The organism is Bacillus sp. NEB1478, assembly GCF_031582965.1.
GTDB lineage: Bacteria > Bacillota > Bacilli > Bacillales > Fictibacillaceae > Fictibacillus.
On record NZ_CP134049.1, the window covers coordinates 1,062,896 to 1,084,292 of the forward strand.

Annotated in this window: 25 protein-coding genes and 3 riboswitches; of the genes, 14 read left to right on the forward strand and 11 right to left on the reverse strand. The window is 36.7% G+C overall.

Annotated features, from left to right (window positions below):
• Positions 1-108 precede the first annotated feature (108 nt).
• Positions 109-2,742: an EAL domain-containing protein gene (locus RGB74_RS05065; protein ID WP_310761915.1), complete on the forward strand. Its 2,634-nt coding sequence runs from the start codon at positions 109-111 to the stop codon at positions 2,740-2,742.
• Positions 2,743-3,044: 302 nt separating this feature from the next.
• Here RGB74_RS05065 and RGB74_RS05070 read toward each other — a convergent pair whose 3' ends face one another.
• Entirely contained in the window at positions 3,045-3,734 is a 690-nt protein-coding gene (locus RGB74_RS05070; protein ID WP_310761916.1) for a TrkA C-terminal domain-containing protein, read from the reverse strand.
• A 132-nt stretch (positions 3,735-3,866) separates the two neighbouring features.
• Between RGB74_RS05070 and RGB74_RS05075 the strand changes: the two genes are divergently transcribed.
• Positions 3,867-4,025, forward strand: a complete 159-nt coding sequence (locus tag RGB74_RS05075; RefSeq protein ID WP_310761917.1) for a hypothetical protein — start codon at positions 3,867-3,869, stop codon at positions 4,023-4,025.
• An 80-nt stretch (positions 4,026-4,105) separates the two neighbouring features.
• Positions 4,106-4,843 (forward strand): GDSL-type esterase/lipase family protein, encoded by a 738-nt coding sequence (locus RGB74_RS05080; protein WP_310761918.1) that lies wholly within the window; start codon positions 4,106-4,108, stop codon positions 4,841-4,843.
• A gap of 166 nt (positions 4,844-5,009) precedes the next feature.
• On the opposite strand, the gene RGB74_RS05085 is transcribed toward RGB74_RS05080, so the two are convergent.
• On the reverse strand, positions 5,010-5,204 hold the full coding sequence (locus RGB74_RS05085) for a hypothetical protein (RefSeq protein ID WP_310260588.1): 195 nt from the start codon (positions 5,202-5,204) through the stop codon (positions 5,010-5,012).
• Between the two features lie 178 nt (positions 5,205-5,382).
• A riboswitch (cyclic di-AMP (ydaO/yuaA leader) is annotated at positions 5,383-5,543 on the forward strand.
• A gap of 167 nt (positions 5,544-5,710) precedes the next feature.
• On the opposite strand from RGB74_RS05085, the gene RGB74_RS05090 reads away from it, so the two are divergent.
• Positions 5,711-6,949, forward strand: a complete 1,239-nt coding sequence (locus RGB74_RS05090) for a dicarboxylate/amino acid:cation symporter (protein ID WP_310761919.1) — start codon at positions 5,711-5,713, stop codon at positions 6,947-6,949.
• A gap of 174 nt (positions 6,950-7,123) precedes the next feature.
• Positions 7,124-7,810 (forward strand): hypothetical protein, encoded by a 687-nt coding sequence (locus RGB74_RS05095; RefSeq protein WP_310761920.1) that lies wholly within the window; start codon positions 7,124-7,126, stop codon positions 7,808-7,810.
• Here the strand turns inward: RGB74_RS05095 and RGB74_RS05100 are convergent.
• Positions 7,807-8,397 carry a DNA-3-methyladenine glycosylase gene (locus tag RGB74_RS05100; protein ID WP_310761921.1) on the reverse strand — a complete coding sequence of 197 codons (591 nt, stop codon included), beginning with the start codon at positions 8,395-8,397 and terminating at the stop codon, positions 7,807-7,809. The genes RGB74_RS05095 and RGB74_RS05100 overlap by 4 nt on opposite strands.
• A gap of 146 nt (positions 8,398-8,543) precedes the next feature.
• On the opposite strand from RGB74_RS05100, the gene RGB74_RS05105 reads away from it, so the two are divergent.
• From RGB74_RS05105 to abbA, 4 genes are all read left to right on the forward strand, one after another.
• A complete protein-coding gene (locus RGB74_RS05105; RefSeq protein ID WP_310761922.1) occupies positions 8,544-8,708 on the forward strand; it encodes a hypothetical protein in 165 nt (54 codons plus the stop codon).
• A 122-nt stretch (positions 8,709-8,830) separates the two neighbouring features.
• Positions 8,831-9,016: a Fur-regulated basic protein FbpA gene (fbpA, locus tag RGB74_RS05110; protein ID WP_310761923.1), complete on the forward strand. Its 186-nt coding sequence runs from the start codon at positions 8,831-8,833 to the stop codon at positions 9,014-9,016.
• A gap of 111 nt (positions 9,017-9,127) precedes the next feature.
• Positions 9,128-9,211, forward strand: a riboswitch (cyclic di-GMP riboswitch).
• Between the two features lie 48 nt (positions 9,212-9,259).
• A complete protein-coding gene (locus RGB74_RS05115) occupies positions 9,260-9,448 on the forward strand; it encodes a hypothetical protein (RefSeq protein ID WP_310761924.1) in 189 nt (62 codons plus the stop codon).
• A gap of 91 nt (positions 9,449-9,539) precedes the next feature.
• Positions 9,540-9,728 carry an antirepressor AbbA gene (gene abbA / locus RGB74_RS05120; RefSeq protein ID WP_310761925.1) on the forward strand — a complete coding sequence of 63 codons (189 nt, stop codon included), beginning with the start codon at positions 9,540-9,542 and terminating at the stop codon, positions 9,726-9,728.
• A 69-nt stretch (positions 9,729-9,797) separates the two neighbouring features.
• Here the strand turns inward: abbA and RGB74_RS05125 are convergent, their stop codons facing one another.
• Complete coding sequence (locus tag RGB74_RS05125; protein ID WP_310260569.1) at positions 9,798-10,010, reverse strand: hypothetical protein; 213 nt, start codon at positions 10,008-10,010, stop codon at positions 9,798-9,800.
• A 207-nt stretch (positions 10,011-10,217) separates the two neighbouring features.
• Between RGB74_RS05125 and RGB74_RS05130 the strand changes: the two genes are divergently transcribed.
• The 3 genes from RGB74_RS05130 to ytkD all read left to right on the forward strand — a co-directional run bounded on the left by RGB74_RS05130 (position 10,218) and on the right by ytkD (position 11,734).
• Entirely contained in the window at positions 10,218-10,481 is a 264-nt protein-coding gene (locus RGB74_RS05130) for a holin (protein WP_310761926.1), read from the forward strand.
• A gap of 119 nt (positions 10,482-10,600) precedes the next feature.
• A complete protein-coding gene (locus tag RGB74_RS05135) occupies positions 10,601-11,155 on the forward strand; it encodes a hypothetical protein (RefSeq protein ID WP_310761927.1) in 555 nt (184 codons plus the stop codon).
• Positions 11,156-11,260: 105 nt separating this feature from the next.
• Entirely contained in the window at positions 11,261-11,734 is a 474-nt protein-coding gene (ytkD, locus tag RGB74_RS05140; protein ID WP_310762796.1) for an RNA deprotection pyrophosphohydrolase, read from the forward strand.
• An 8-nt stretch (positions 11,735-11,742) separates the two neighbouring features.
• Here ytkD and RGB74_RS05145 read toward each other — a convergent pair whose 3' ends face one another.
• From RGB74_RS05145 to RGB74_RS05155, 3 genes are read right to left on the reverse strand one after another with little or no spacing between them, the layout of a single operon-like run.
• Positions 11,743-12,519 carry an ABC transporter permease gene (locus RGB74_RS05145; protein ID WP_310762797.1) on the reverse strand — a complete coding sequence of 259 codons (777 nt, stop codon included), beginning with the start codon at positions 12,517-12,519 and terminating at the stop codon, positions 11,743-11,745.
• A gap of 10 nt (positions 12,520-12,529) precedes the next feature.
• Entirely contained in the window at positions 12,530-13,306 is a 777-nt protein-coding gene (locus RGB74_RS05150; protein WP_310761928.1) for an ABC transporter ATP-binding protein, read from the reverse strand.
• 20 nt (positions 13,307-13,326) lie between these two features.
• Positions 13,327-14,334 (reverse strand): ABC transporter substrate-binding protein, encoded by a 1,008-nt coding sequence (locus RGB74_RS05155; protein ID WP_310761929.1) that lies wholly within the window; start codon positions 14,332-14,334, stop codon positions 13,327-13,329.
• A gap of 104 nt (positions 14,335-14,438) precedes the next feature.
• Between RGB74_RS05155 and RGB74_RS05160 the strand changes: the two genes are divergently transcribed.
• Complete coding sequence (locus RGB74_RS05160) at positions 14,439-15,233, forward strand: alpha/beta hydrolase family protein (RefSeq protein ID WP_310761930.1); 795 nt, start codon at positions 14,439-14,441, stop codon at positions 15,231-15,233.
• Positions 15,234-15,246: 13 nt separating this feature from the next.
• On the opposite strand, the gene RGB74_RS05165 is transcribed toward RGB74_RS05160, so the two are convergent.
• The 3 genes from RGB74_RS05165 to pckA all read right to left on the reverse strand — a co-directional run bounded on the left by RGB74_RS05165 (position 15,247) and on the right by pckA (position 18,815).
• Positions 15,247-15,855, reverse strand: coding sequence for a TetR/AcrR family transcriptional regulator (locus tag RGB74_RS05165; RefSeq protein ID WP_310761931.1), 609 nt, complete (start codon positions 15,853-15,855; stop codon positions 15,247-15,249).
• Positions 15,809-17,098, reverse strand: coding sequence for an MFS transporter (locus tag RGB74_RS05170; protein WP_310761932.1), 1,290 nt, complete (start codon positions 17,096-17,098; stop codon positions 15,809-15,811). Before RGB74_RS05170 ends, RGB74_RS05165 begins: the two co-directional genes overlap by 47 nt.
• Positions 17,099-17,231: 133 nt before the next feature.
• Entirely contained in the window at positions 17,232-18,815 is a 1,584-nt protein-coding gene (gene pckA, locus RGB74_RS05175; RefSeq protein ID WP_310761933.1) for a phosphoenolpyruvate carboxykinase (ATP), read from the reverse strand.
• Between the two features lie 275 nt (positions 18,816-19,090).
• A riboswitch (SAM riboswitch) is annotated at positions 19,091-19,218 on the forward strand.
• A 159-nt stretch (positions 19,219-19,377) separates the two neighbouring features.
• Between pckA and metK the strand changes: the two genes are divergently transcribed.
• Positions 19,378-20,583 carry a methionine adenosyltransferase gene (gene metK, locus RGB74_RS05180; RefSeq protein ID WP_310761934.1) on the forward strand — a complete coding sequence of 402 codons (1,206 nt, stop codon included), beginning with the start codon at positions 19,378-19,380 and terminating at the stop codon, positions 20,581-20,583.
• A 170-nt stretch (positions 20,584-20,753) separates the two neighbouring features.
• On the opposite strand, the gene RGB74_RS05185 is transcribed toward metK, so the two are convergent.
• On the reverse strand, positions 20,754-21,305 hold the full coding sequence (locus tag RGB74_RS05185; protein WP_310761935.1) for a phosphatase PAP2 family protein: 552 nt from the start codon (positions 21,303-21,305) through the stop codon (positions 20,754-20,756).
• Positions 21,306-21,397: the final 92 nt, after the last annotated feature.

A 21,397-nucleotide genomic window follows, 5' to 3' on the forward strand; every position in this document is an offset into this window, starting at 1 on the left:
GGGGGTTCTTTTATTTTTATGGAAAAAGAAGGAGTAATTTACTATACTTGTATTAAGATTCAGAATTTTTGAGTATTTATATGATGGAAATGTTGAGGAGACCTTATTATGTTTCAGATAGAAGATCGAGTAGAGATTAACACATTATTTAATGGATTTCTCGATATGATGTTTTTAATGAAGATAGATGAACATAACCAGTTTCAATATGCTGCTGCCAACGATTCTGCATTACAATTTGCAGGTCTTACGCGGGATGTAATGGGAAAGCGCATGCAAGACGTGCTAAATGAAGAACTGGCTAATAAATTGCAAAGTTTCTATGAAGAGACCTTATTCTTACAAAAACCACTGAATTTCCAAACAGAAACAATGAACAATGGAAATTTGCAGGTTGCTGAAACATACATTACTCCCATTCAAAATAAAGAAGGAAAATGTACCTATCTGCTTGCCACTGTAAAGGACCTTACAGAAACGAAAATGATGGCAGCGAAATTAGAAAAATCAGAAGAACAGTATCGGCTTCTATATGCTGAACAAAAAAATGTGGAATCCCAGTTAATTGGCCAAAAATTGATATTAGAAATGATTGCGAAAGGCAGTAATCTGCAAGATGTCTTTACTGCAATCTCACTTAATTTTGAAGCGGCAATGCCGCAATCAGAAGTGTGTATACACCTTGCGAATGAACGAGACCGGAAATTAGAATATGCCTTTTCTAGCAAGTTACCAGAAACATTTATTCGTGAAATACATCAGATTGAGATAAGTCCTGTGGAAGAGAGCTGCGGTCGAGCCGCTTATACATACACACCCGTAATTTTAAAAGACATTGCGAACGAACTGAAAAATGATAAGAAGAAAAAGATGGCACTAAAGAACGGAGTAAAAGCTTGCTGGAGTCATCCTATTCTCTCTTCGTCAAATCAGTTATTAGGAATTCTTGCTGTTTACTTTAATCATCCTGCTGCACCTGAAGAAAAAGAATGGCGAACGATGGAAGCCTTCACTCATTTGGCGGGGCTTGCTATTGAGCAAAAACAAAAAGAAGAGGCTTTAAGAAAAAGTGAAGCGAAATTCAGAGCGATGACTGAAAATGTAACAGATTTAATTGTTACGCTGGATACTTCGGGAAAGGTAAAATATACATCCCCTTCTTATCGGCATATCTTTGGTATTGAGGCGAATCTAGGAAACTCTTTTCTTACATACACGCATCCAGATGACATTGACTTTGTTTCAAAAATGTTTTTAAAGCTTTTAAGGGATAAAAAGCCACTAGAAGTACAATTTCGATATATGCATGAAAATGGGGAATATATCACGATTGAGGCAAGAGCCATGCCTGTGTTAAAAGGTTCTGGAGAGATTGAAAATATAGTGGTTGTAGCAAGGGATATTACAAAAAGAAACAAACATGAAGAAGTAATTAAAAAAATGGCGTATTATGACCAGCTGACAGGACTGCCAAATAGGAGGTCCTTCTCAGAAGAGTTTGAGAGTTTCCTGAGTAAGGCAGAGGAAAATAATCAGCAAGTAGGCGTATTGTTCTTAGATATAGACCGTTTTAAATTTATTAACGATTCTCTTGGCCATACATTTGGTGATCTTGTCTTAAAAGAGGTTTCTTTAAGGCTGAAGAAATTCACAAAAGGTTCTGGAAGAATTTATCGAATGAGCGGTGATGAATTTACCATTATTCTTGAGGATATAAATCTTTCAAAAATGAACCAAAACATGCATCAGCTATTAAATCTTTTTTCTGAACCTATATATATTATGGAAGAAATGATTCGGATCACAGCGAGTATTGGCATTTCAGTTTATCCGTGTGACAGTTATGATCCAAATGTATTATTAAGAAATGCAGACCTTGCCATGTACAGAGCAAAAGAAAACGGGAAAAATACATACCAATACTATCAAAGTGGATTCAACAATAACAGTTATGAACGGTTATTGATGGAAAATGAACTGCATAATGCTATAGAAAATCATGAGCTGGTTTTGCATTACCAGCCTCGCTATTCCATTGAAAATGACAAAATATTAGCAGTAGAAGCACTTATTCGCTGGAATCATCCGCGCTGGGGGATGATCTCTCCAGGTGAATTTATTCCGCTAGCTGAAGAAACAGGGTTAATCACTAAAATAGGTGCATGGGTTATCGAAACAGCTTGCAAGCAAACAAAAGAGTGGATGGAAAAAGGATTTTCGAATGTGAAAATGGCGGTAAACTTGTCTGCACGTCAATTTTTACAAAGAGATTTAGTCGCATTCATACAATCTGTTATACAAAAAACAGGTATCCCTCCACAGTTATTAGAACTTGAAATAACTGAAAGTACATTAATGAAATATGAGGAAACAATCTTTTTTACAATCGATCAATTGAAGGAAATGGGTGTGCAATTTGCCTTGGATGACTTTGGTACGGGCTATTCTTCATTAGGGTATCTAAAGAAGTTTCGGATCGATACATTAAAAATTGATCAGTCTTTTGTAAGGGGAATAGGAACCGAAACAGATGATTCTGCAATTGCAACAGCGATAATCACATTAGCTCACTCATTGAAAATGAATGTAGTAGCTGAAGGTGTAGAAACAGAACAACAATATCTTTATTTAAAAGAGCAGCTATGTAATGAAATTCAAGGATTTTATAAATGCCGGCCGATGGAAGCTTCAAAAATTGAAGTGTTAATCTCAAAAAATAGGAACACTTTTGATAAAAAGTAGATTGATGAGAAGGATTGTAACGAATGAGTTGATCCAAAATGACGCTGATTGGCAGACTTTTTGGATCTTTTTGTTTTTTTTACTAAGTTTTCACTTAGAAATAACCTAATCCAACGAGTTTTAACATTAATCCAACGGGTTTTGTACTTAATCCAACGGATTTTGCCAATAATCCAACAAGAATTACCGATAATTCAACGAGTTTTTCTTAAATACTCCCGAATTGAAAAAATACGACAAACGCAGACCACAGTTTAAAACTAAAAAAGAGGCATAAGGTCTGCCTCTTTAGTTATAATACTTTAATCTTTATTGTTATTATTTAGTTCATCCATTTCATCCTTAAACCGATTTGAAATCTCCTTTTCACTGCCGTATAAGAAAACGATGTCGCCTTCCTGGATTGAAGTAGAAGAAGCGTCTTTTCGGATTGTGATATCCCCTCGTTTAATAAATAACGCAATTAAATCATCATCTTGTTTGGTTACATCACCTAATGTTTTTCCGATTATAGAAGAATTATCATGGATAGGGAGTTCCAAAACGATATCATTTTCTTCCATAAACAAGACCTCACGGATAGGCAGATCACGTAAACTGTAATTTTTATGTAAACGCTTTTTAAACTTTTTTTGGAGCTTTTTCCTTAAACCCGGTATGGTTAAGATAATATAAATACCAACTAAGACTAAAAATATAATTCCTAGTTCAATAGAGCGGAATTCGTTAGATAATATATTACTGATAGAGGAGATCACGACAGCTAACGAGAAGACACCAAATAAAATAAGAAAAGTACTAAGGCGTCTTCGGATCGGATGTCCTAGTATTAGCTCGGACTCACCTGTAGTAAAACCAGTAGCAGTAAACATAGATATAACCTGGAAACGGGCGACCTCTTTTTTTAGACCAGTAAGAGTAAATAAAAGAACGTTAATTTCAATAACAATTGCAATGATTGCAAAATAGAGCAAAGTAAATAAAAGCCCCATTTATACACCTCCATAAATTTCTGCTATTGCATTTATACCCTTAGACTTAAAGAATTAACAATGAAACAAGTTTGAACTCGTTTCATAAAGATGTTTCCTCTCTCATATAGTTCGGTATAGGAGGGGATTAATTTGACTGGTTTTTTAATTACCTTGTTACCGGCAGGACTATTATGTGGAGGAGTTGCTTTACTCATACATTCTTTAACGAGAAAAGATACACATCACTATGATAAAGAAAATTTATGGTCAGACTTTGATCTTGAACCAGAGGATTATCATATGAAATAACACATTCAGCACTTGATATTTTCCCTCGTTATGGTAAAAAGTAATAAAACAAAACAATTAACTAGAATTGAGGGCATAACGTGCGGAAGGTTTCAAAAAAATGGTTATTAGGCGGAGCAGCTCTCTCTGTAATACTCTTTATTGTTTTCCAAGTGTTTGGACAAACTGATGAAACAAGCGGACAAGAAAGAAATCAGCCGATAAAAATTGTCGCACTAGGAGATTCGTTAACGTATGGAGTTGGTGATCCAACCAGGTTAGGTTACATTGGAGTGGTTCGAAATAATATCCGAAAACAAACAGGAAGAAATGTTATTTTAAATAACTTTGGTATAAGCGGTCAGCGATCTGATCAGCTGCTGCATCAATTAAATAACGGTGTTGTTATTAAGGCATTAAAACAAGCGGATTATGTTTTTGTATTTATTGGGACAAATGATTTCAGGCGTGCAGCAGGCTGGAATTTTAGACAGCTTCCGAAAGAACCGATTTTGCTTGGTCAAGAAAAATTAAGAAAAAATCTCACTACAACATTAAAGACAGTAAGAAAAAATAATTCTTTTGCTCAAATTTATGTGCTGGGTCTATACAATCCATATTTTGGAGAAGAGTACGATCCAGATGCTCCTAATGTCATCCGGGGATGGAACGATACAATACTGAGTGTTAGCAAAGAAAGCACATTAACAAAATACGTATCAACTTATGAGCTGTATGAAAATATTGAGAAAGAAATGTATTTTTCAGACACGCTCCATCCCAATAGAAGAGGTTATTTAAGGATGGGGAACTGGGTTTATAAACAATGGAAACCGTAATTTCACCTAAACCTTATCCAAAAAAATAGCTGACTCTATTAAGACCATTGTATATACGTCTTGTGAGTCAGCTTTTTTTATTTATTAGCTCTTTTAAACGGCTTTGTTGTTTGGAATGAAGGTTGCGTCACTTCCTATGGAAAATTAACAATACTAGTTAACAGAGTTATTTTTTAAATGTAGCGTCCAATTTACCGTTCATATCAATTAAGAACCCAATTTCTCGGCCTAATAATTCCCCAAGTTCTTTTGCTTTTTTTTCACTTTCATTCTTTATTTGTTCTATTGTAAGTTCACCTTTTAATTTTGAAGCTCCAACGATAATGCTTAAATCACCTTTTTCATAAAATACAATTTTCATATTTATACCTCCCTGAAAATAAAACCTTTTACATATTTCGCTGTTTTCTACATGCTTATGGGGTAAGAGAAAGAATTTGGAAAAACATTCATAATGGCTTAATTGTATAAAATGGCATAATTATGCATTCGACAAATCTTGACAAATTTTTATATATGTTGATAGAATTAAAGCATAATAATATGATTCGCTGAATTCTTCTGTTCTATTCTGAACATGAAGAAACGGGGGAACCAACTTTGGCATCTAGCCTTGGGATGAATTTGTTATATACAAAAGGGATAACTCTCAATTTCCTAATCCGACAGCTAACCTCGTAAGCGTTTTTGGAGAGAGACTTTATACATGGGCTAAGTCTGTGTATTGCGGTATATTCCCACGGAAAATTTGTCTCTTTTTTTCGTGGTTTTTTATTTGCCGGCATGATTATAGCATGTATAAGAGCATCCTCCGTACTATGACTATAGGGATAATAGTTAGAAAAATTCGAAAAAGGGGATGAGTCCATGAAATTGTCAACGAAGATTTTGATTGCTCTGGCATTGGGGGTTATTGCAGGTCTAATTTTAAATATTGCAGCACCCGATGTATTCTCAACATTGGATAAATTTTTATTAAAACCGGTTGGAACATTATTCTTAAACTTAATTAAAATGCTTGTAGTACCTATTGTGTTTTTTTCAATCGTTCTTGGAACAGCCGGGCTTGGTGACCCTAAAAAGCTAGGACGTATTGGGGCGAAAACAGTTGGATACTTCCTTGCTACTACAACGATCGCTATTATCATCGCAATGGCGTTAGCACTTATTTTTAAACCAGGTGCTGGTGACTTCAAAACAGAAGGAGCAAAATTCACAGCTGAAAAAGCTCCTGCCGTAACAGATACTTTATTAGGAATTATCCCTACTAATCCTATTCAAGCGATGGCTGAAGGGAATATGCTCCAAATTATTGCGTTTTCAGTTTTTGTAGGATTTGCATTAACAATGCTAGGCAGTAAGACAAAAGGAGTTATGAGCTTAATTGAACAAGGTAATGAGATTATGATGTACCTTGTTAATGTAGTCATGAAATTTGCTCCATATGGCGCATTTGCGCTAATTGCTTCTGCTATCGGAAGCCAGGGTATGAATGCTATAAAAGCAATGGGACTTTATATGATTATCGTAATTGCGGCACTTGCTCTTCATTCTGTTATCACGTATGGCGGTTCGATTGTCCTATTTGCTAAGAAAAATCCTCTTTGGTTCTTTAAAGGATTTGCGCCTGCCATGTCTGTGGCATTCAGTACTTCGAGTTCAAACGCAACACTTCCGATTTCTATGAAAACAGCTCAAGAAAATTTAGGCGTACGTAAGTCGGTTAGTGGATTTGTTCAGCCTCTTGGTGCAACGATTAATATGGATGGAACTGCCATCATGCAAGGGGTTGCGACGATTTTTATCGCCCAGGTTTATAATGTAGATTTGAGTATCAGTTCATTGCTTACTGTAATCCTGACTGCTGTTTTAGCAAGTATTGGTACAGCTGGAGTTCCTGGTGTAGGATTGATCATGCTTGCAATGGTTCTTAACTCTGTTGGTCTACCTGTAGAAGGTATAGCCTTAATCCTTGGAGTTGATCGTTTGCTGGATATGTTAAGAACTGCAGTTAATATTACTGGAGACGCAGCCTGTGCAGTCATCGTTGATAAAGGCGAAGATAAACATGCAGTCTCAACTAAAACTTCTGAAGTCAGTGCTTAAAAGAAAGCTGCGGGGTGAAATTCCCTGCAGCTTTTTCTTTTTGTAATGACATTAATGGCGAATTTAATAGAAACTAAGAACTGCTTTTTTAAGAAATTGAGTAAAAAAATGTAAGGTAAGATAAAATTCATGTTAAAATATGAAGATACATACTAATGTGTCGGAGTGATTTCGTTGGAAAAATGGTTAGATTTATTCTTACTGGCAAGCAAAATTATATGGGTTCAAATAAAAACAGCAGTTTATCCAATTAAAGAGCTTTTAGAAAGCGGCATGAACTCGTTTTGGTTTGTTTTCGGAATCACAATACTTTCAGGAATCATCTTATTTGAAGTGTTAAGCAAAATGATAACTTTTTACCAATCACACAATTTTATTCACCGTAAAATAACATTTGAACATTCGAGAGATATCGAATACACTCTTTTCATTCAAAAATTATGGCAAAAAGAACGTTCCAAAGGGTTAGTAGGAAACGCGAAAACAGCGAAAAGCAAGTACCTTCAATTTAATGCTCAAGAGCGGCTATTTATTCAAAACTATCTTCAGCAAAGGTTGAAATTCTTGCGCAGCAATCAGCCACTCTTTTTATTAAGTGCATTATTTATAGGATTGATTTCAAGTATTTTAGCAGGTGTTCTGCCAATTAATGCTATGAAATTTACTGCAGAAAGTACAGTGAAAACCATGCTGTTTTTACTGGTTTGGCTTTTTATTATGCAAACAAAATATGTTTCAATGAAAAAACAAGCTTATCATCATCTTGCATGGATGCAGGAAACAAATCGAACGGTTCCAATTGATTTAATGGATGTTGATGCAGCAGTTTCCGTAGAAAATGAAATCAACCCTTCGTATTAACGAGATACGTAAGGGTTGTTTTTTATCCAAAAACGATAGGGATAATGTACAGCATCTTCTGCATAAGCAATATTTATTCTGGGACCGGAACAAATTTCTTTTTTATGGACGTTGATCCCTTCTTGTATTCTAATTTCACAGTTGTTAATTCGTAAGCCGCTATGTGCGAGCATAAATTTCATGCTTTTTGAAAGTTTGCCAGGACCGTTCGTAAGCTGTGCCTCTTTTTTTATTCCTAACCTTCTTTTCTTCATGATGTCGATTCCTTTTACAGGTTCGATAGCCCTTATTAAAATCGCCTCTGGTTTATCCACTGGCCCGGAAACTATGTTAAAACATACGTGCATACCATAAATAAAGTACGTATAAATCGTACCTGCTTCATGGAACATGACCTCTGTTCTAGCGGTTCTCCGGTTACCGAATGAATGTGCGGCCCTATCTTCAGGGCCTAAATATGCTTCAGTCTCCACGATGTAACCTGACGTAACTCCTTCCTCACTCTCATGGATGAGTTCCATACCTAGTAATTTTTGAGCCAGATCCAATGTCGGCATATCCCATAGATACTTTTTTTCTTCATGCATGTATGACAAACCTCTCATCTATATAAACTACTATTAGGTTTTGCAATAATATGTTACCTTTTGTCGAAGTTTCTCAAACGTAAAAAAAAGGAAATTTAATGTTTATAAAGAAATTTTTAAGTAATATATATTAGGAGGCGTTCCATATGGATGGTTGGGTAAATGAAACAGGTATTTATAAAAATCTTTCCAAAAGACGCTGGGAATACTGGGAAGTAAGCCAGCATGGAATTAAAACTATGGTGTCCTGGCTATGCTGGAATGCGCCTAATGCTGTTTACGAAGAATGGAGTAAATCTGTCCTGCATTAATAATTTTATTTACCTGAGTTCCTTCTTTTTTATGAGGGGACTCTTTATTTTTATTTAACTGCACCTGCTTAATTCTTCTTTTAGGTGGTTAAAATGATTAACAAAAAGGAGAAGATCAGTGAATGGAGCATCATAAAGGACAGTTGAGACGTGCAGTTGAAGGCAGGAAACAACGCTTGATCCAGCATTTAATTCATAAAGGTTTATTTGGATATGAAGATCATAGACACTTAACAGAATTAACATTAACAGAACTAGAATCTGAATGGAAATTTGCCCAGGGCTTACATGAAGATCATATTAGTTAAATAAGAAAATAGTTTTTGTTCCACTGCTTTCCCTTATTTGGTATAATATCCCTAACTATAGGAATATTGATTTATTTTTACGACAAAAAAACTAAAAATATGCCATAAATCGTTTGATAAAGGCAAACTCATTGAAAAATGGGGACGCAAAGCTAAAGGGGCTTCATTTCTATAATATGCCAGCCAGCTACCTTACGAAAAAAAATCCTTCGATTTATGTACCATTTAAGGAGGATATGAAGTATGCATAATCCGTTTTTATTTCTATCCTGGTCAGTTTTAGGACCATTTATCGTCTTTATTTTTTGCTTTGGTTTATTTTTATTCCTGTCTTTGAAAAAGAAAAATAAAGACACACACCTGATTGACATCTTTACGAACATACTTATTATCATTGGTGCAATTGCCTGGGTTGTGATTACTAGTAAGTAAGTGTATCCATCGGAAATTACCAAATTTTTAGTAAGGATTCACACGTTAGCCTCACGATATAATGGTTTTATACATGGAAGGGGGCTTTCAAATGAAACACAAGGATCCAAAGAATTTCACTGCAGAGGAAAAAGATTTACTCATCGATACATTATTAAATCAAGGATATGCATATGAGGTCGTTGATTCAGAATTAAAAGATTTAGAATATGATCTAAAACCAGGTTATGAATCTAAGGTAAGAAAATTGAACATGCTTCTTAAAAAATTACATAGTTAAAATAAAAAATAAAGCAAAAGATCCTAGTGTGATAGGTTCTTTTGCTTTTTTATATGTTCCAATTATTTTTTAAGTATCCAATAAACCTTTTCTTCTGGCTTCCATTCGCCATTCTGCTTCTTTTACTAATCTCTTTGGCAGTTTCCCTCTGTTTTTCAAAAAAGACCAGTACGTCAAATATTGCTGCGGTCTAGAGACAGGAGAAACATTTCTTGCGTATTCCCACCATGAAATTTCATTTGCCTCCAGACGGATAAGATACAGATCATCGCCTTTTACCATCAAACTCACTCCTGTCTTGCTCTCATTACCAATAGTATGGACAGATTAAAATAAAATAACCGAAAAAACATGGCACTTTAGATTATGCAAAGAAATGCTACCCGGTTTGGGACAAAAAGTAATTTTTTAATTAGGCAGGATTTAAGTTTTGAAGCTTGAATCTTTTAACTACATAAATGGAAGCTATGAGATGTGGAGGTGGTCCGTTTGGAGCAAGTTCTCTTGTTTTCATCGCTTTTAGCTCCGCTTGTCACTGCATTTATGGAGCTGTTAAAAAGAACTTTTTCAATTCCTAAAAAGTATATCCCGATCTGCAGTTTCTTTGTAGGATTGTGCATTGGATTTATGGCCGCTCCCTTTACAGATATGGGCGCAGAGCTAAGGCTGTGGTCGGGAGGCATTGCAGGATTGGCAGCAACTGGTTTGTATGAAATCGGGAAAAAAGGTAAAAAATCAAAAAGAACATGTTGAGGAAAGATTAAATTCATTGGGTACAATTTTCCTATTAACCAGATTTAGGGTTTCAGAACTTAAGATACCGTGAATAATCTATAGTATAGAAACAAAAACAATGACGGGTGGTGGACCTCGTGAAGGCTTTTATAGCACTTTGTTTTACTGTTTTACTATCATTACTATTTGTACCTCATATTCCCGAAAATGTTCAAGAAAAATCAGGAACTTCTGATAAAATAATAAATCAGCCAGTAAATGCTGAAGAAAAGAACAAAGAAACAGCGACTCAAGATGAACAAGTGCCTGCATTTAACGAAAGCACAGCAAAAGAAAATGCAGCACTATTCATGGAAGCACTTAAACAGGAATCCGATGAAAACTATAAGGTTATAAACTATTCTACAAAAGAAGAATATATAACGTATCTTAAGAACTATGTTTCAGATAATCTTGCTGAATATTACACGAATGGTTTATATGAGGAAAGGGAAGGTTCTCTTTATATCATACCAACAGAACTTCCTCCTTGGCTGGAACAAGAACAGCCTGTAGATATTAAACAACTTTCAGATACTTCATACAGAGTATATCAGAAAAATTCTTCTGAACTTTATGGGGCATACAAAATAACATTAGGTTATGAATATATGGATGGCAAGTGGATCATAACTTATGCATCTGTTGATTAAAACATGGGAGTTTCCCATGTTTTTTCACGATTACACAGGATTGGACTTTACAAGTTATGGACTTTACAATAGAGGAAACAATCGATATGGAGAAGTGCGATGGAAATCATAACATTCAAAGATTTTTATAACAACACAGTACAGCTGTCATTTTCAGACCACCCTTTTTCTGAATCTCCAAAACATGTGTGGTGTCTCTGTAAATTTAAAGATCAATGGCTCTTAACTGAACATCCGAGACGAGGCATCGAATTTCCTGGCGGGAAAGTCGAACCAGGCGAAACAGCTGATGAAGCTGCAATTCGTGAAGTTTTTGAAGAAACAGGAGGCAGTGTTTCTGAACTGAAGTATATTGGACAGTATTATGTTGAGGGTAAAGGCGGAAAAATAATTAAAAATATTTATGTGGTAAAAGTCGATAAAATATTGTTGAAACATCGTTATTTTGAAACCAATGGACCTGTATTAATGAGCGATCTTCCAGAGGATGTTGCAACGAACAAATCATTTAGCTTTATGATGAAAGACCAGGTGTTAGAAGAGAGCATGAAATATGCACTGCAACATTCCCTGGTCTAATAATAAGTTTAAGAGTGATGTTTGATCAATCTTTTCTCAAGATATCCGACGACCTGATACATAAGAGTGGCTAATACGGCGATGATTAAGAGACTTAACAAGACTAAAGTAAAATTAAATACTTGGAACCCATAAATAATCATATAACCCAGCCCTTGTTTGGAAACGAGAAACTCGCCAACGATTACCCCGACCCAGGACAGCCCAACATTTACTTTAAGGCAAGAAATGATAGTAGGGAAACACGCAGGGAGAATGACTTCTTTAAAACAATGTTTTTTCCCGCCGCCAAATGAACGAACTACTTTTACATAATTGGCATCTACGTTTTGAAAAGCCGAGTAAACAACAAGGGTAGTAATAATTACAGAGATCAGGATTCCCATTGCAATAATCGATCCGAAATTAGGTCCGATTGCAACGATTAATATTGGTCCTAGAGCTACTTTAGGCATGGCATTCAAAATAACAAGGTAAGGATCCAGTACCTTAGAAAGAAATGGCGACCACCAGAGAAGAGCTGCAATTAAAGTTCCTAGTAATGTTCCTAAAATAAACCCTAAAACAGTCTCGCCGAGCGTTACTGCCACATGGATGTAAAGTGAACCATCTGTTACTTTTTCAAAAAAAAGAGTTCCTATTTTAGATGGTGAACTAAACAATAGTGGATTTATCCAGCCTTGTTTGGAAAAGAATTCCCAAACTGAAAAAAACAGAAGAAAAATGAACACCTGGACGAGCAGGATGTTTCGTTTTTCTTTTTTAATAGACAGGAGATAATCCATGTGGTTCTTACTAAAGGTCGTTTTGTTCAATGTTCTCCAACTCCTCCCATATTTGCTGAAAAGTTGCTGAAAAATCTGGATGCTGTCTTGCCTCGAAGGGTAGGAGGTTTCTAAGGCTTTCAGGCATTTTAAACGTACGGAAAATGCGTCCTGGATTATTAGATAATAAAACCACTGTATCACTCATCGCGATAGCTTCGCCGATATCATGCGTTACGAGAATCGCAGTCTTACCATGCTCTTTTAAAGTGGATAAGACAAGATCTTCCAGCTTGAGTTTTGTTTGATAATCTAGAGCAGAGAAGGGTTCATCGAGTAAAAGCAGTTTAGGCTGGGTGGCTAATGTTCTGACAAGTGCCACCCTTTGCCTCATCCCTCCAGAAAGCTCTGAGGGATATTTGCTTTTTGTATGTTCAAGCCCTATTTCTTTTAATAGTGAAAAGGCATTTTGGATGTGTTCCTTCGTATCTAGATGCCTTAGTTTTAGACCAATCATAATGTTCTCTTCAATCGTTTTCCAAGGAAACAAATAATCCTGCTGGAGCATATAACCAATTTTGGGATGAGGCTTGCTGACACTCTGATTATTGACGATTACTGATCCAGCAGTAGGAATCAATAGACCTGCAATGATTGATAAAAGAGTTGACTTTCCGCATCCACTAGGTCCTAGTAAGGATAAGAACTCTCCATCATTTACGGAAAGCGAAATATCTTCTAAGGCCGTTGTGGCAGAGGTTTTGGAAAAGTAGGTCTGACCGACTGATTTTAACTGCAAAAAGGCCACGACGATCCCTCCTAAAACACTTATTTTATTGCTTTTTTAGCCAAAGATGTATCGACTAGAATGTTATAATCTACTTTCTTTGGAAGCTCTCCAGCCTCATCCATAATCTTCTGAAGATTGTTCCATTCTTCTTCATCCAAAATTGGATTCAATGCATAACTGTGCTGACTCTTATAACGCTCAACAACCGTTTCAATCAATTCAATAGGGGTATCTTCAAAGTATGGAGAGATTACTTTTGCTATTTCTTTTGATGAATGGTTTTCGACCCATAGCTGTGCTTTGTATAATCCTTTTGTGAATTTCTCAAGAGATTTTTTATTATCTTTCATGTAGCTTTCTTTCGCCATGAAAGTGGTGTAAGGAATTTTTCCTGATTCTTCACCAAACGATGCAACGATATATCCAATTCCTTTTTCTTCAAACTGGCTTGCTTGTGGTTCAAACAACTGAACATAGTCACCAGTTCCGGAAGCAAATGCGTTAGCTATATTGGCAAAATCGATATTCTGAATCATGGTTAAATCCTTTTTTGGATCGATGCCATGTTTTTTCAGACCGAATTCTCCAGCCATTTGCGGCATTCCGCCTTTACGCTGACCAAGGAACGTACTGCCTTTTAACTGTTCCCAAGAAAAGAATTCTGGCTTTTCACGTGCAACTAAAAAAGTTCCGTCCGTTTGGGTTAACTGTGCGAAATTGATTACGGGATCAGTCGAATCTTGTGCATGTACATAGATTGTCGTTTCAGATCCGACAAGGGCAACATCTGCTCCATCTGATAATAATGCTGTCATCGTTTTGTCTCCGCCCCAAGTAGTGGTTAGCTTAACGTTTAAGCCTTCCTCTTTAAAAAATCCTTTTTCTATTGCAACGTATTGAGGGGCATAAAAAATAGAGCGGGTAACTTCAGCAATTCTTACAGTTTCTTGTTTTGATTTGGAGTTGCTGTTACAGCCGGCAAGTAAAAAAGAAAACGCGAGTAAACAAGCAAAGAGTACGGTGATTTTTCGTTTTAACTGTCTCATGTATGGTCCTCCTGCACATCGGAATGAAGTCATGACTTTTATGTAATAATGTATGTGATTGCCTAAAATGTGTGTTTGCCCACTAATTAACAAGGAGTGAAGGAATGAAAAGAGGAAAAATTCTAGAATGGCAGCGATTTCCTTCTCCACATCCAACGATTCGGCTATATGTTGTAACCTATTTAAACGAAGGTTTAAAAATAAAAGGACTAGCAGCTATTCCAGGCGGAAAAGGTCCTTTTCCGGGTTTTTTATATTTAAGAGGCGGTATTAAATCGGTTGGGATGGTAAGAATTGCGAGAATCATTCAATTTGCCTCACAAGGATTCGTCGTTATGGCACCTTATTATCGAGGCAATTTAGGCGGTGAAGGAAATGAAGATTTTGCTGGAAAAGACAGAACAGATGCTTTTGCTGCTTTTGATGTATTAAAACAATTTCCAAAGGTAGATCAAGATGAGATTCATGTGTTTGGATTTTCGCGGGGAGGACCCATGGCCTTATTTACAGCTATTGAATTTCCAGAAATACGATCGATCGTAACTTGGGGAGGTGTAACCGATATGGCGGCAACCTATCGGGAAAGAGAAGACCTTCGCAGGATGATGAAGCGGGTCATAGGTGGAACTCCTGATAAATATCCAGAAGAATACGAGTGGAGATCTCCGTTGTTTTATTGTAATGAATTACATATTCCATTGCTGGCGATACACGGAATGAAGGATGAGAATGTACTGGTTCATCATACAATCGACATTGAAAAAAGATTAAAAGAGTTAGACAAACCTTGCGAAACATGGATTTACCCTGCTTATACACATTACTTCCCGCCAAAAGAAAACAGGAGAATTACATATGCATTGTGTGAGTGGATGAAAGGATATAAGAAAAGGAGCTGAATTGTTCAGCTCCCTACAAGTTCTCTACACCTAACATCGTTCCCAGCTGGTGTAAGAAAAGGTCAATCTGTTCATTGTAATTTAGATCGTTTTTGGAGATGACAATAGCGGCGATGTGCAGTCCATCATTGAACGTAATATAGTATTTGGCGATGGTTTCAGGTGAGTACTTCGGGTGAAATTCTCCATTTTTAACACCTTGTTCGATCATATTGACCAATTGCTCAATCGCGAATTGATATCGATTTTTAAAGAAGGCTGTTTTTTCGCGTCTTTTTATTAAGAAATATTCGATTTGCACAGCACTAAATGCATCTTCGTCGTCTTTTAAGTCTTTATAACTTTTAAATTCCGCTTTTAATGCTTCCCAAATAGATGGCTTATCGGTTAATATTTTTACTTCCTTCTCATAAGCTTCGTTCATAGACTCTAAAATAGATAGAAATAAATCTTCTTTATTGGAAAAATAGGAGTATACTCCGCCTCTGCTTAAGTCCACTGCATCAATTACATCCTGCATGACAAAGGCTTCATACCCTTTCTTTTTAAATATCTTTTTTGCTGCCTCAAGGATATTACGCTTCCGCTCTTCTTTGTGGCTGTCCTTTACTTTCGGTGACATATGTTTCTCCTTTGTTTGCTTCGAACTTTCCTCTTTGAATAAAAGCTATCACACTAATTAGACACAATCCACTAGAAGTACAAATGAAAATCGGGATTACGCCGAATATGTTTGCAAGGATTCCACCAGCAAGCGGGCCAATTAGAGAAGCCAGCATCATGACACTTCCAATAGTACCAAGTGTTCGTCCACTCATTTCGGAAGGGGTTTCTTTCATAACATTTGATTGAAACGGAATAAAAACCAAACCCGCCCCAATACATGCTAAGAAAGTGACAGCAGGCGCCCAGATCATTGGTGCAGATAGATCTATATCTGTGAAGAGGGCAAGACTTAAAAATCCTAATCCTAATACAAAAATACCTGCAGACATTGCGTTTATTGCTTTTTTAATTTCGTACTTACTCAAGATGAGTCCACTAACTAAGAACCCAGCTCCAGATGCTGTCATAACAATACCGAGTACTTTCGGAGAGGATCCTTCAAGTTCTCTAAATAGAGTAACAAACTGTGAATCTGACATTTGAATCACAAACATAGTAATGGCCATTAAAATTGTTCCATAAAAAATCATTGGGAGACTTTTAATAAATGTAAACCCTTCGAGCAATTCTTTGATAAAGTTCTTTTCTGTTTTCTCAGTTGTCGCTTCATTTTTAATTGTTCTTGATGTATTTGCTGGAATGTTAAGTAAAAGAAGTGCTGAGAGGAGGAATGTAATAGCATCTAGTATGAAAATAATATTGAAACTCCATAAAGTAAGAAGAAAACCGCTCAAGGCAGGACCGATAATTTTTGTGCCGCTTTCAATTACGGAGCTTATGGAAGCAGCCTGCTGCATGTGATGATCCGGAACAATTTCTTTTAATTTTCCATTTTTTGCAGGATTAAAAACAGTCGAAAAAAACCCTAGACCAAATAATAGTGCATATATGTGCCAAAGCTCTGTTGCAAATACGAGACCAAAAATAATAACGCTTCGAGCTGCATCTGCAACAATCATAATGTACTTTCTTTCCCACCGGTCTGCAAATACTCCAGATATTGGTCCTAGAATCGTCATTGGTAAAGCTAATGACAACATGATAAATGAGACTTGAAGTGGTGAAGCTTCCCATTTAAGTCCAACAAGGGTGAACACAGCCAGAATGGAAAGCCAATCACCGAGATTGGAAATTAATTGAGCAGATATTAAAAATTGATAAGGTCTGCTTTTTAACAGTTTTTCTGATGTTTGTTCCACAAAATCAGCTCCTAATTATAAAGTGACATCCATGTCATTATTATAATTGACATAGATGTCACTTTGCAACTGATTTTTCTAAAAAATACCAAAAAACCTCCCGTTTAAGATGGGAGGTTAGTTAGATATTAGATTATGAAAGTGGACCAGCGTTCATAATTTCAGGCGAGACAGCTTTAAATTTTTCAAAGTTTGCTTTGAACTTTGCTGCTAATTCTTTTGCTTTTACGTCGTATTGATCTTGGTTTTCCCATGTTTTCTTCGGTTGAAGAACTTGATCGGGTACACCAGGACAATGAGTTGGGATGTGCAGTCCGAATACCGGATCTACAACAGTTTCAACAGATGTAAGTTCACCTTCAAGCGCAGCTTGCACCATTGCACGCGTATAGCCAAGGTTCATACGCTTTCCGACACCGTATTCCCCGCCAGACCATCCAGTGTTGACAAGGTATACTTGAACGTTGTGCTGGTCGATTTTCTTACCAAGCATTTCTGCATAAACCGTTGCTGGCAGCGGCAAGAATGGAGCTCCAAAACATGTTGAGAAAGTAGCTTGCGGTGAAGTAACTCCTCTTTCTGTTCCTGCAAGTTTACTTGTGTATCCAGAAAGGAAATGATACATCGCTTGTTCTTTCGTTAACTTACTGATTGGAGGCAATACGCCAAACGCATCAGCTGTTAAGAATACAATCGTATTTGGATGTCCAGCTACACTTGGCTGGATAACATTTGGAATTGCGTCTACAGGGTATGCAGCACGTGTGTTTTCAGTTAAAGTTGAATCTTTATAGTCGGCGATTCGCGAATTCTCATCAATCATCACATTCTCTAAAACGCTTCCAAATCGGATTGCATTCCAGATTTGCGGCTCTTTTTCATATGAAAGATCGATTGTTTTTGCATAACATCCGCCTTCGATATTGAAAACACCAGTATTCGCCCATCCATGCTCATCATCACCAATTAGTCTGCGGTTAGGATCTGCCGATAATGTTGTTTTCCCAGTTCCTGAAAGACCAAAGAATAATGCCACATCGCCTTCATTTCCAACGTTTGCAGAACAATGCATGGATAGAATTCCTCTCTCAGGAAGCAAGAAGTTCATAACAGAGAAGATGGACTTTTTGATTTCGCCAGCATATTCTGTTCCACCGATTAATACGATGCGTTTTTCAAATGATATAATAATAAACGTTTCAGAGTTCGTTCCATCTTCTGCAGGATTAGCTAGAAATCCAGGTGCTGAAACCACTGTGAATTCTGATTCGTGTCCAGCTAATTCGCTTTCGTTAGGACGTACGAACATCTGATGTGCAAATAAGTTATGCCATGCGTATTCATTAACTACTTGAATAGGAAGACGGTATTCTTTGTCTGCACCTGCGAATCCTTTAAATGAAAATAACTCTTCTTTGCTGCCTAAGTATTGAAGTACTTTTTTATACAATTTATCGAAATTTTCGGGTGAGAAAGGCTTATTTACTTTTCCCCAATCAATTAGATCTTTCACGGAGGCGTCTTCAACGATAAATTTGTCTTCTGGTGACCGTCCTGTATATTTACCAGTAGTTGCTCGAAGCGCACCTGTAGATGTAAGAATGCCTTCATTACGGTTTAACGATTTTTCAACTAGTACCGGGACAGGTAAATTCTGGTGAGTCGTTTGACGAGTCACAAGTTCATTTAAAGTTGTCGTAAATTCCAATGTATTCATATCAGACAGTACCATCCTTTATTCTAGAGTGATATATTCGAAAATTAGTATAACACATTAACTTAAATAATGTATACTATTTTATGAAAGCGTTCCAAAAAAGTTCTTCATACTCATAATTAATTGTGAAAAATGTACGAATCATCATAATATTGAATGCGGTTCCAATTGTTTAATTTTTCACTTCTTTCTATATAATATGGAATATACAGTTTTAAAGCCAGTTTCTATTGACAGGTTAAGATCATTACGCTATCATATTTCGAGAACGGCTACTCTTATTCTGAGTAGGTGGAGGGACAGGCCCTATGAAACCCAGCAACCGACATTTCGGTGGATGATCATCATCCTTAAGAATGAAAAGGTGCTAACCTGCAAGGTGTAATACCTTGGAAAATAAGAGGTTGAAGGCATATGTATTTAAACCTTTTCCTCGTGATTGAATTCGTCAAACAGGGAAGGGCTTTTTTTATGCCATTTTACAGGCGAAGAACATAAAATATGCAAATAGATAAGAATAAAGTACCGTATCATTGAAAGTAGATAAAGGGAGGATATTCAATTGTCCAAAAAAGTAAGTCGTCGTTTATTTACATCTGAATCCGTAACAGAAGGGCATCCAGATAAAATTTGTGACCAAATTTCAGATGCCATCTTAGATGAAATCCTAGCAAATGATCCAAATGCTCGTGTAGCTTGTGAAACTTCAGTTACAACAGGTCTAGTGCTTGTTGCTGGTGAAATCACAACTTCAACATATGTTGACATTCCGAAAGTCGTACGTGAAACGATTAAAGAAATCGGTTATGATCGTGCGAAATACGGCTTTGACTCTGAAACATGTGCAGTTCTAACGTCTATCGATGAGCAATCTGCTGATATCGCTATGGGTGTAGACCAAGCACTTGAAGCACGCGAAGGTTCAATGACAGATGCTGAGATCGAAGCAATTGGTGCTGGTGACCAAGGGTTAATGTTCGGCTTTGCTTGTAACGAGACTGAAGAGCTTATGCCTCTTCCAATCTCATTAGCGCACAAGCTTTCTCGCCGTTTAACTGAAGTACGTAAGAGTGAAGAAATTCCTTACTTACGTCCTGATGGTAAAACACAAGTAACGGTTGAATACGATGAAAACGACAAACCGGTTCGTATTGATACAATCGTTATTTCAACTCAGCACCATCCTGAAAACACACTGGAAGAAATCCAAAAAGATGTTAAAGAAAAAGTTATTTTACCAGTAGTTCCAGCTGAATTAATTGATGAGAACACGAAGTATTTCATCAATCCGACTGGCCGTTTCGTAATCGGCGGACCACAAGGTGATGCTGGTCTTACAGGACGTAAAATCATCGTTGATACTTACGGAGGCTACGCTCGTCACGGTGGCGGTGCATTCTCTGGTAAGGATGCTACAAAAGTTGACCGCTCTGCTGCTTATGCTGCACGTTACGTTGCAAAAAACATCGTAGCTTCAGGTCTGGCAGACAAAGTTGAAGTTCAGCTTGCTTATGCAATCGGTGTTGCACAACCTGTATCGATCGCTGTTAACACTTTTGAAACAGGTAAAGTATCTGAAGAAGTTCTTGTTGAGCTTGTTCGTAACAACTTTGACCTTCGTCCAGCAGGAATCATTAAAATGCTTGATCTTCGCCGTCCAATCTACAAGCAAACAGCTGCTTACGGTCACTTCGGACGTACTGACATCGCGCTTCCTTGGGAGCAAACTGATAAAGCAGAAGAACTTAAAAATCAAGCGAATATCTAATAATACAAAAAGCAGACCTCAAACTGAGTGTCTGCTTTTTTAGTTTATTTTGACCAAATGTGGATTTATTGGCACTTAATGTGGAATTAATCAAAATTACGTGGAAATATTCGGATTAACAGTGGAATTATTAAATTTCAATCCTTCATTAAAAGCGGATAATCCATTTTTTAATTAAAATAAGGCAGTATAACTTCATTTACTAAGAAAAAGGAAAGAAAACTTGAACTTATCCCTAAAATCATACCTGCAATGACATCAGTAGGATAATGCAATCCCAAATACATACGGGATATTGCTACTAATAGAGCTCCAACTAATAAAAACACGCCGATAAAAGGGTCTAATACGATTAAAGGCGTCACTATAGAGAAGATGGCAGTAGTGTGACCTGAAGGAAACGAGTGATCTTTTAATGGATTATCTCCAGTGATTGTATCTGGGAGCGATAAGTAAGGCCGTTTGCGCGGATATATTTTTTTGACGATCGATACAGGTATGTGACTGAGGATTAATGAAAGTAAACAAACGAATCCCCAAGATTTTAATGGATCAGGAAGAACGATTAAAAGAAAAAGAGTAGTCGAAATGGTAAAAGCCGCACCGCCTAGATGTGTCCATACATGAAAAAATCGGTCTAACGAGTAGTTGTGTGATCTACCATTTATTTGACGGAAAATTGTGCATTCTTTTTCATAAAGCCAACCCATAACTTTTATCATACTAAAAATCCCTCCTATTCATTGTAGCTACTATAATCATAGTTGCTAAATGTTAGGAGGAGATTAATGGATTGTAAATATTTATAAAAAAT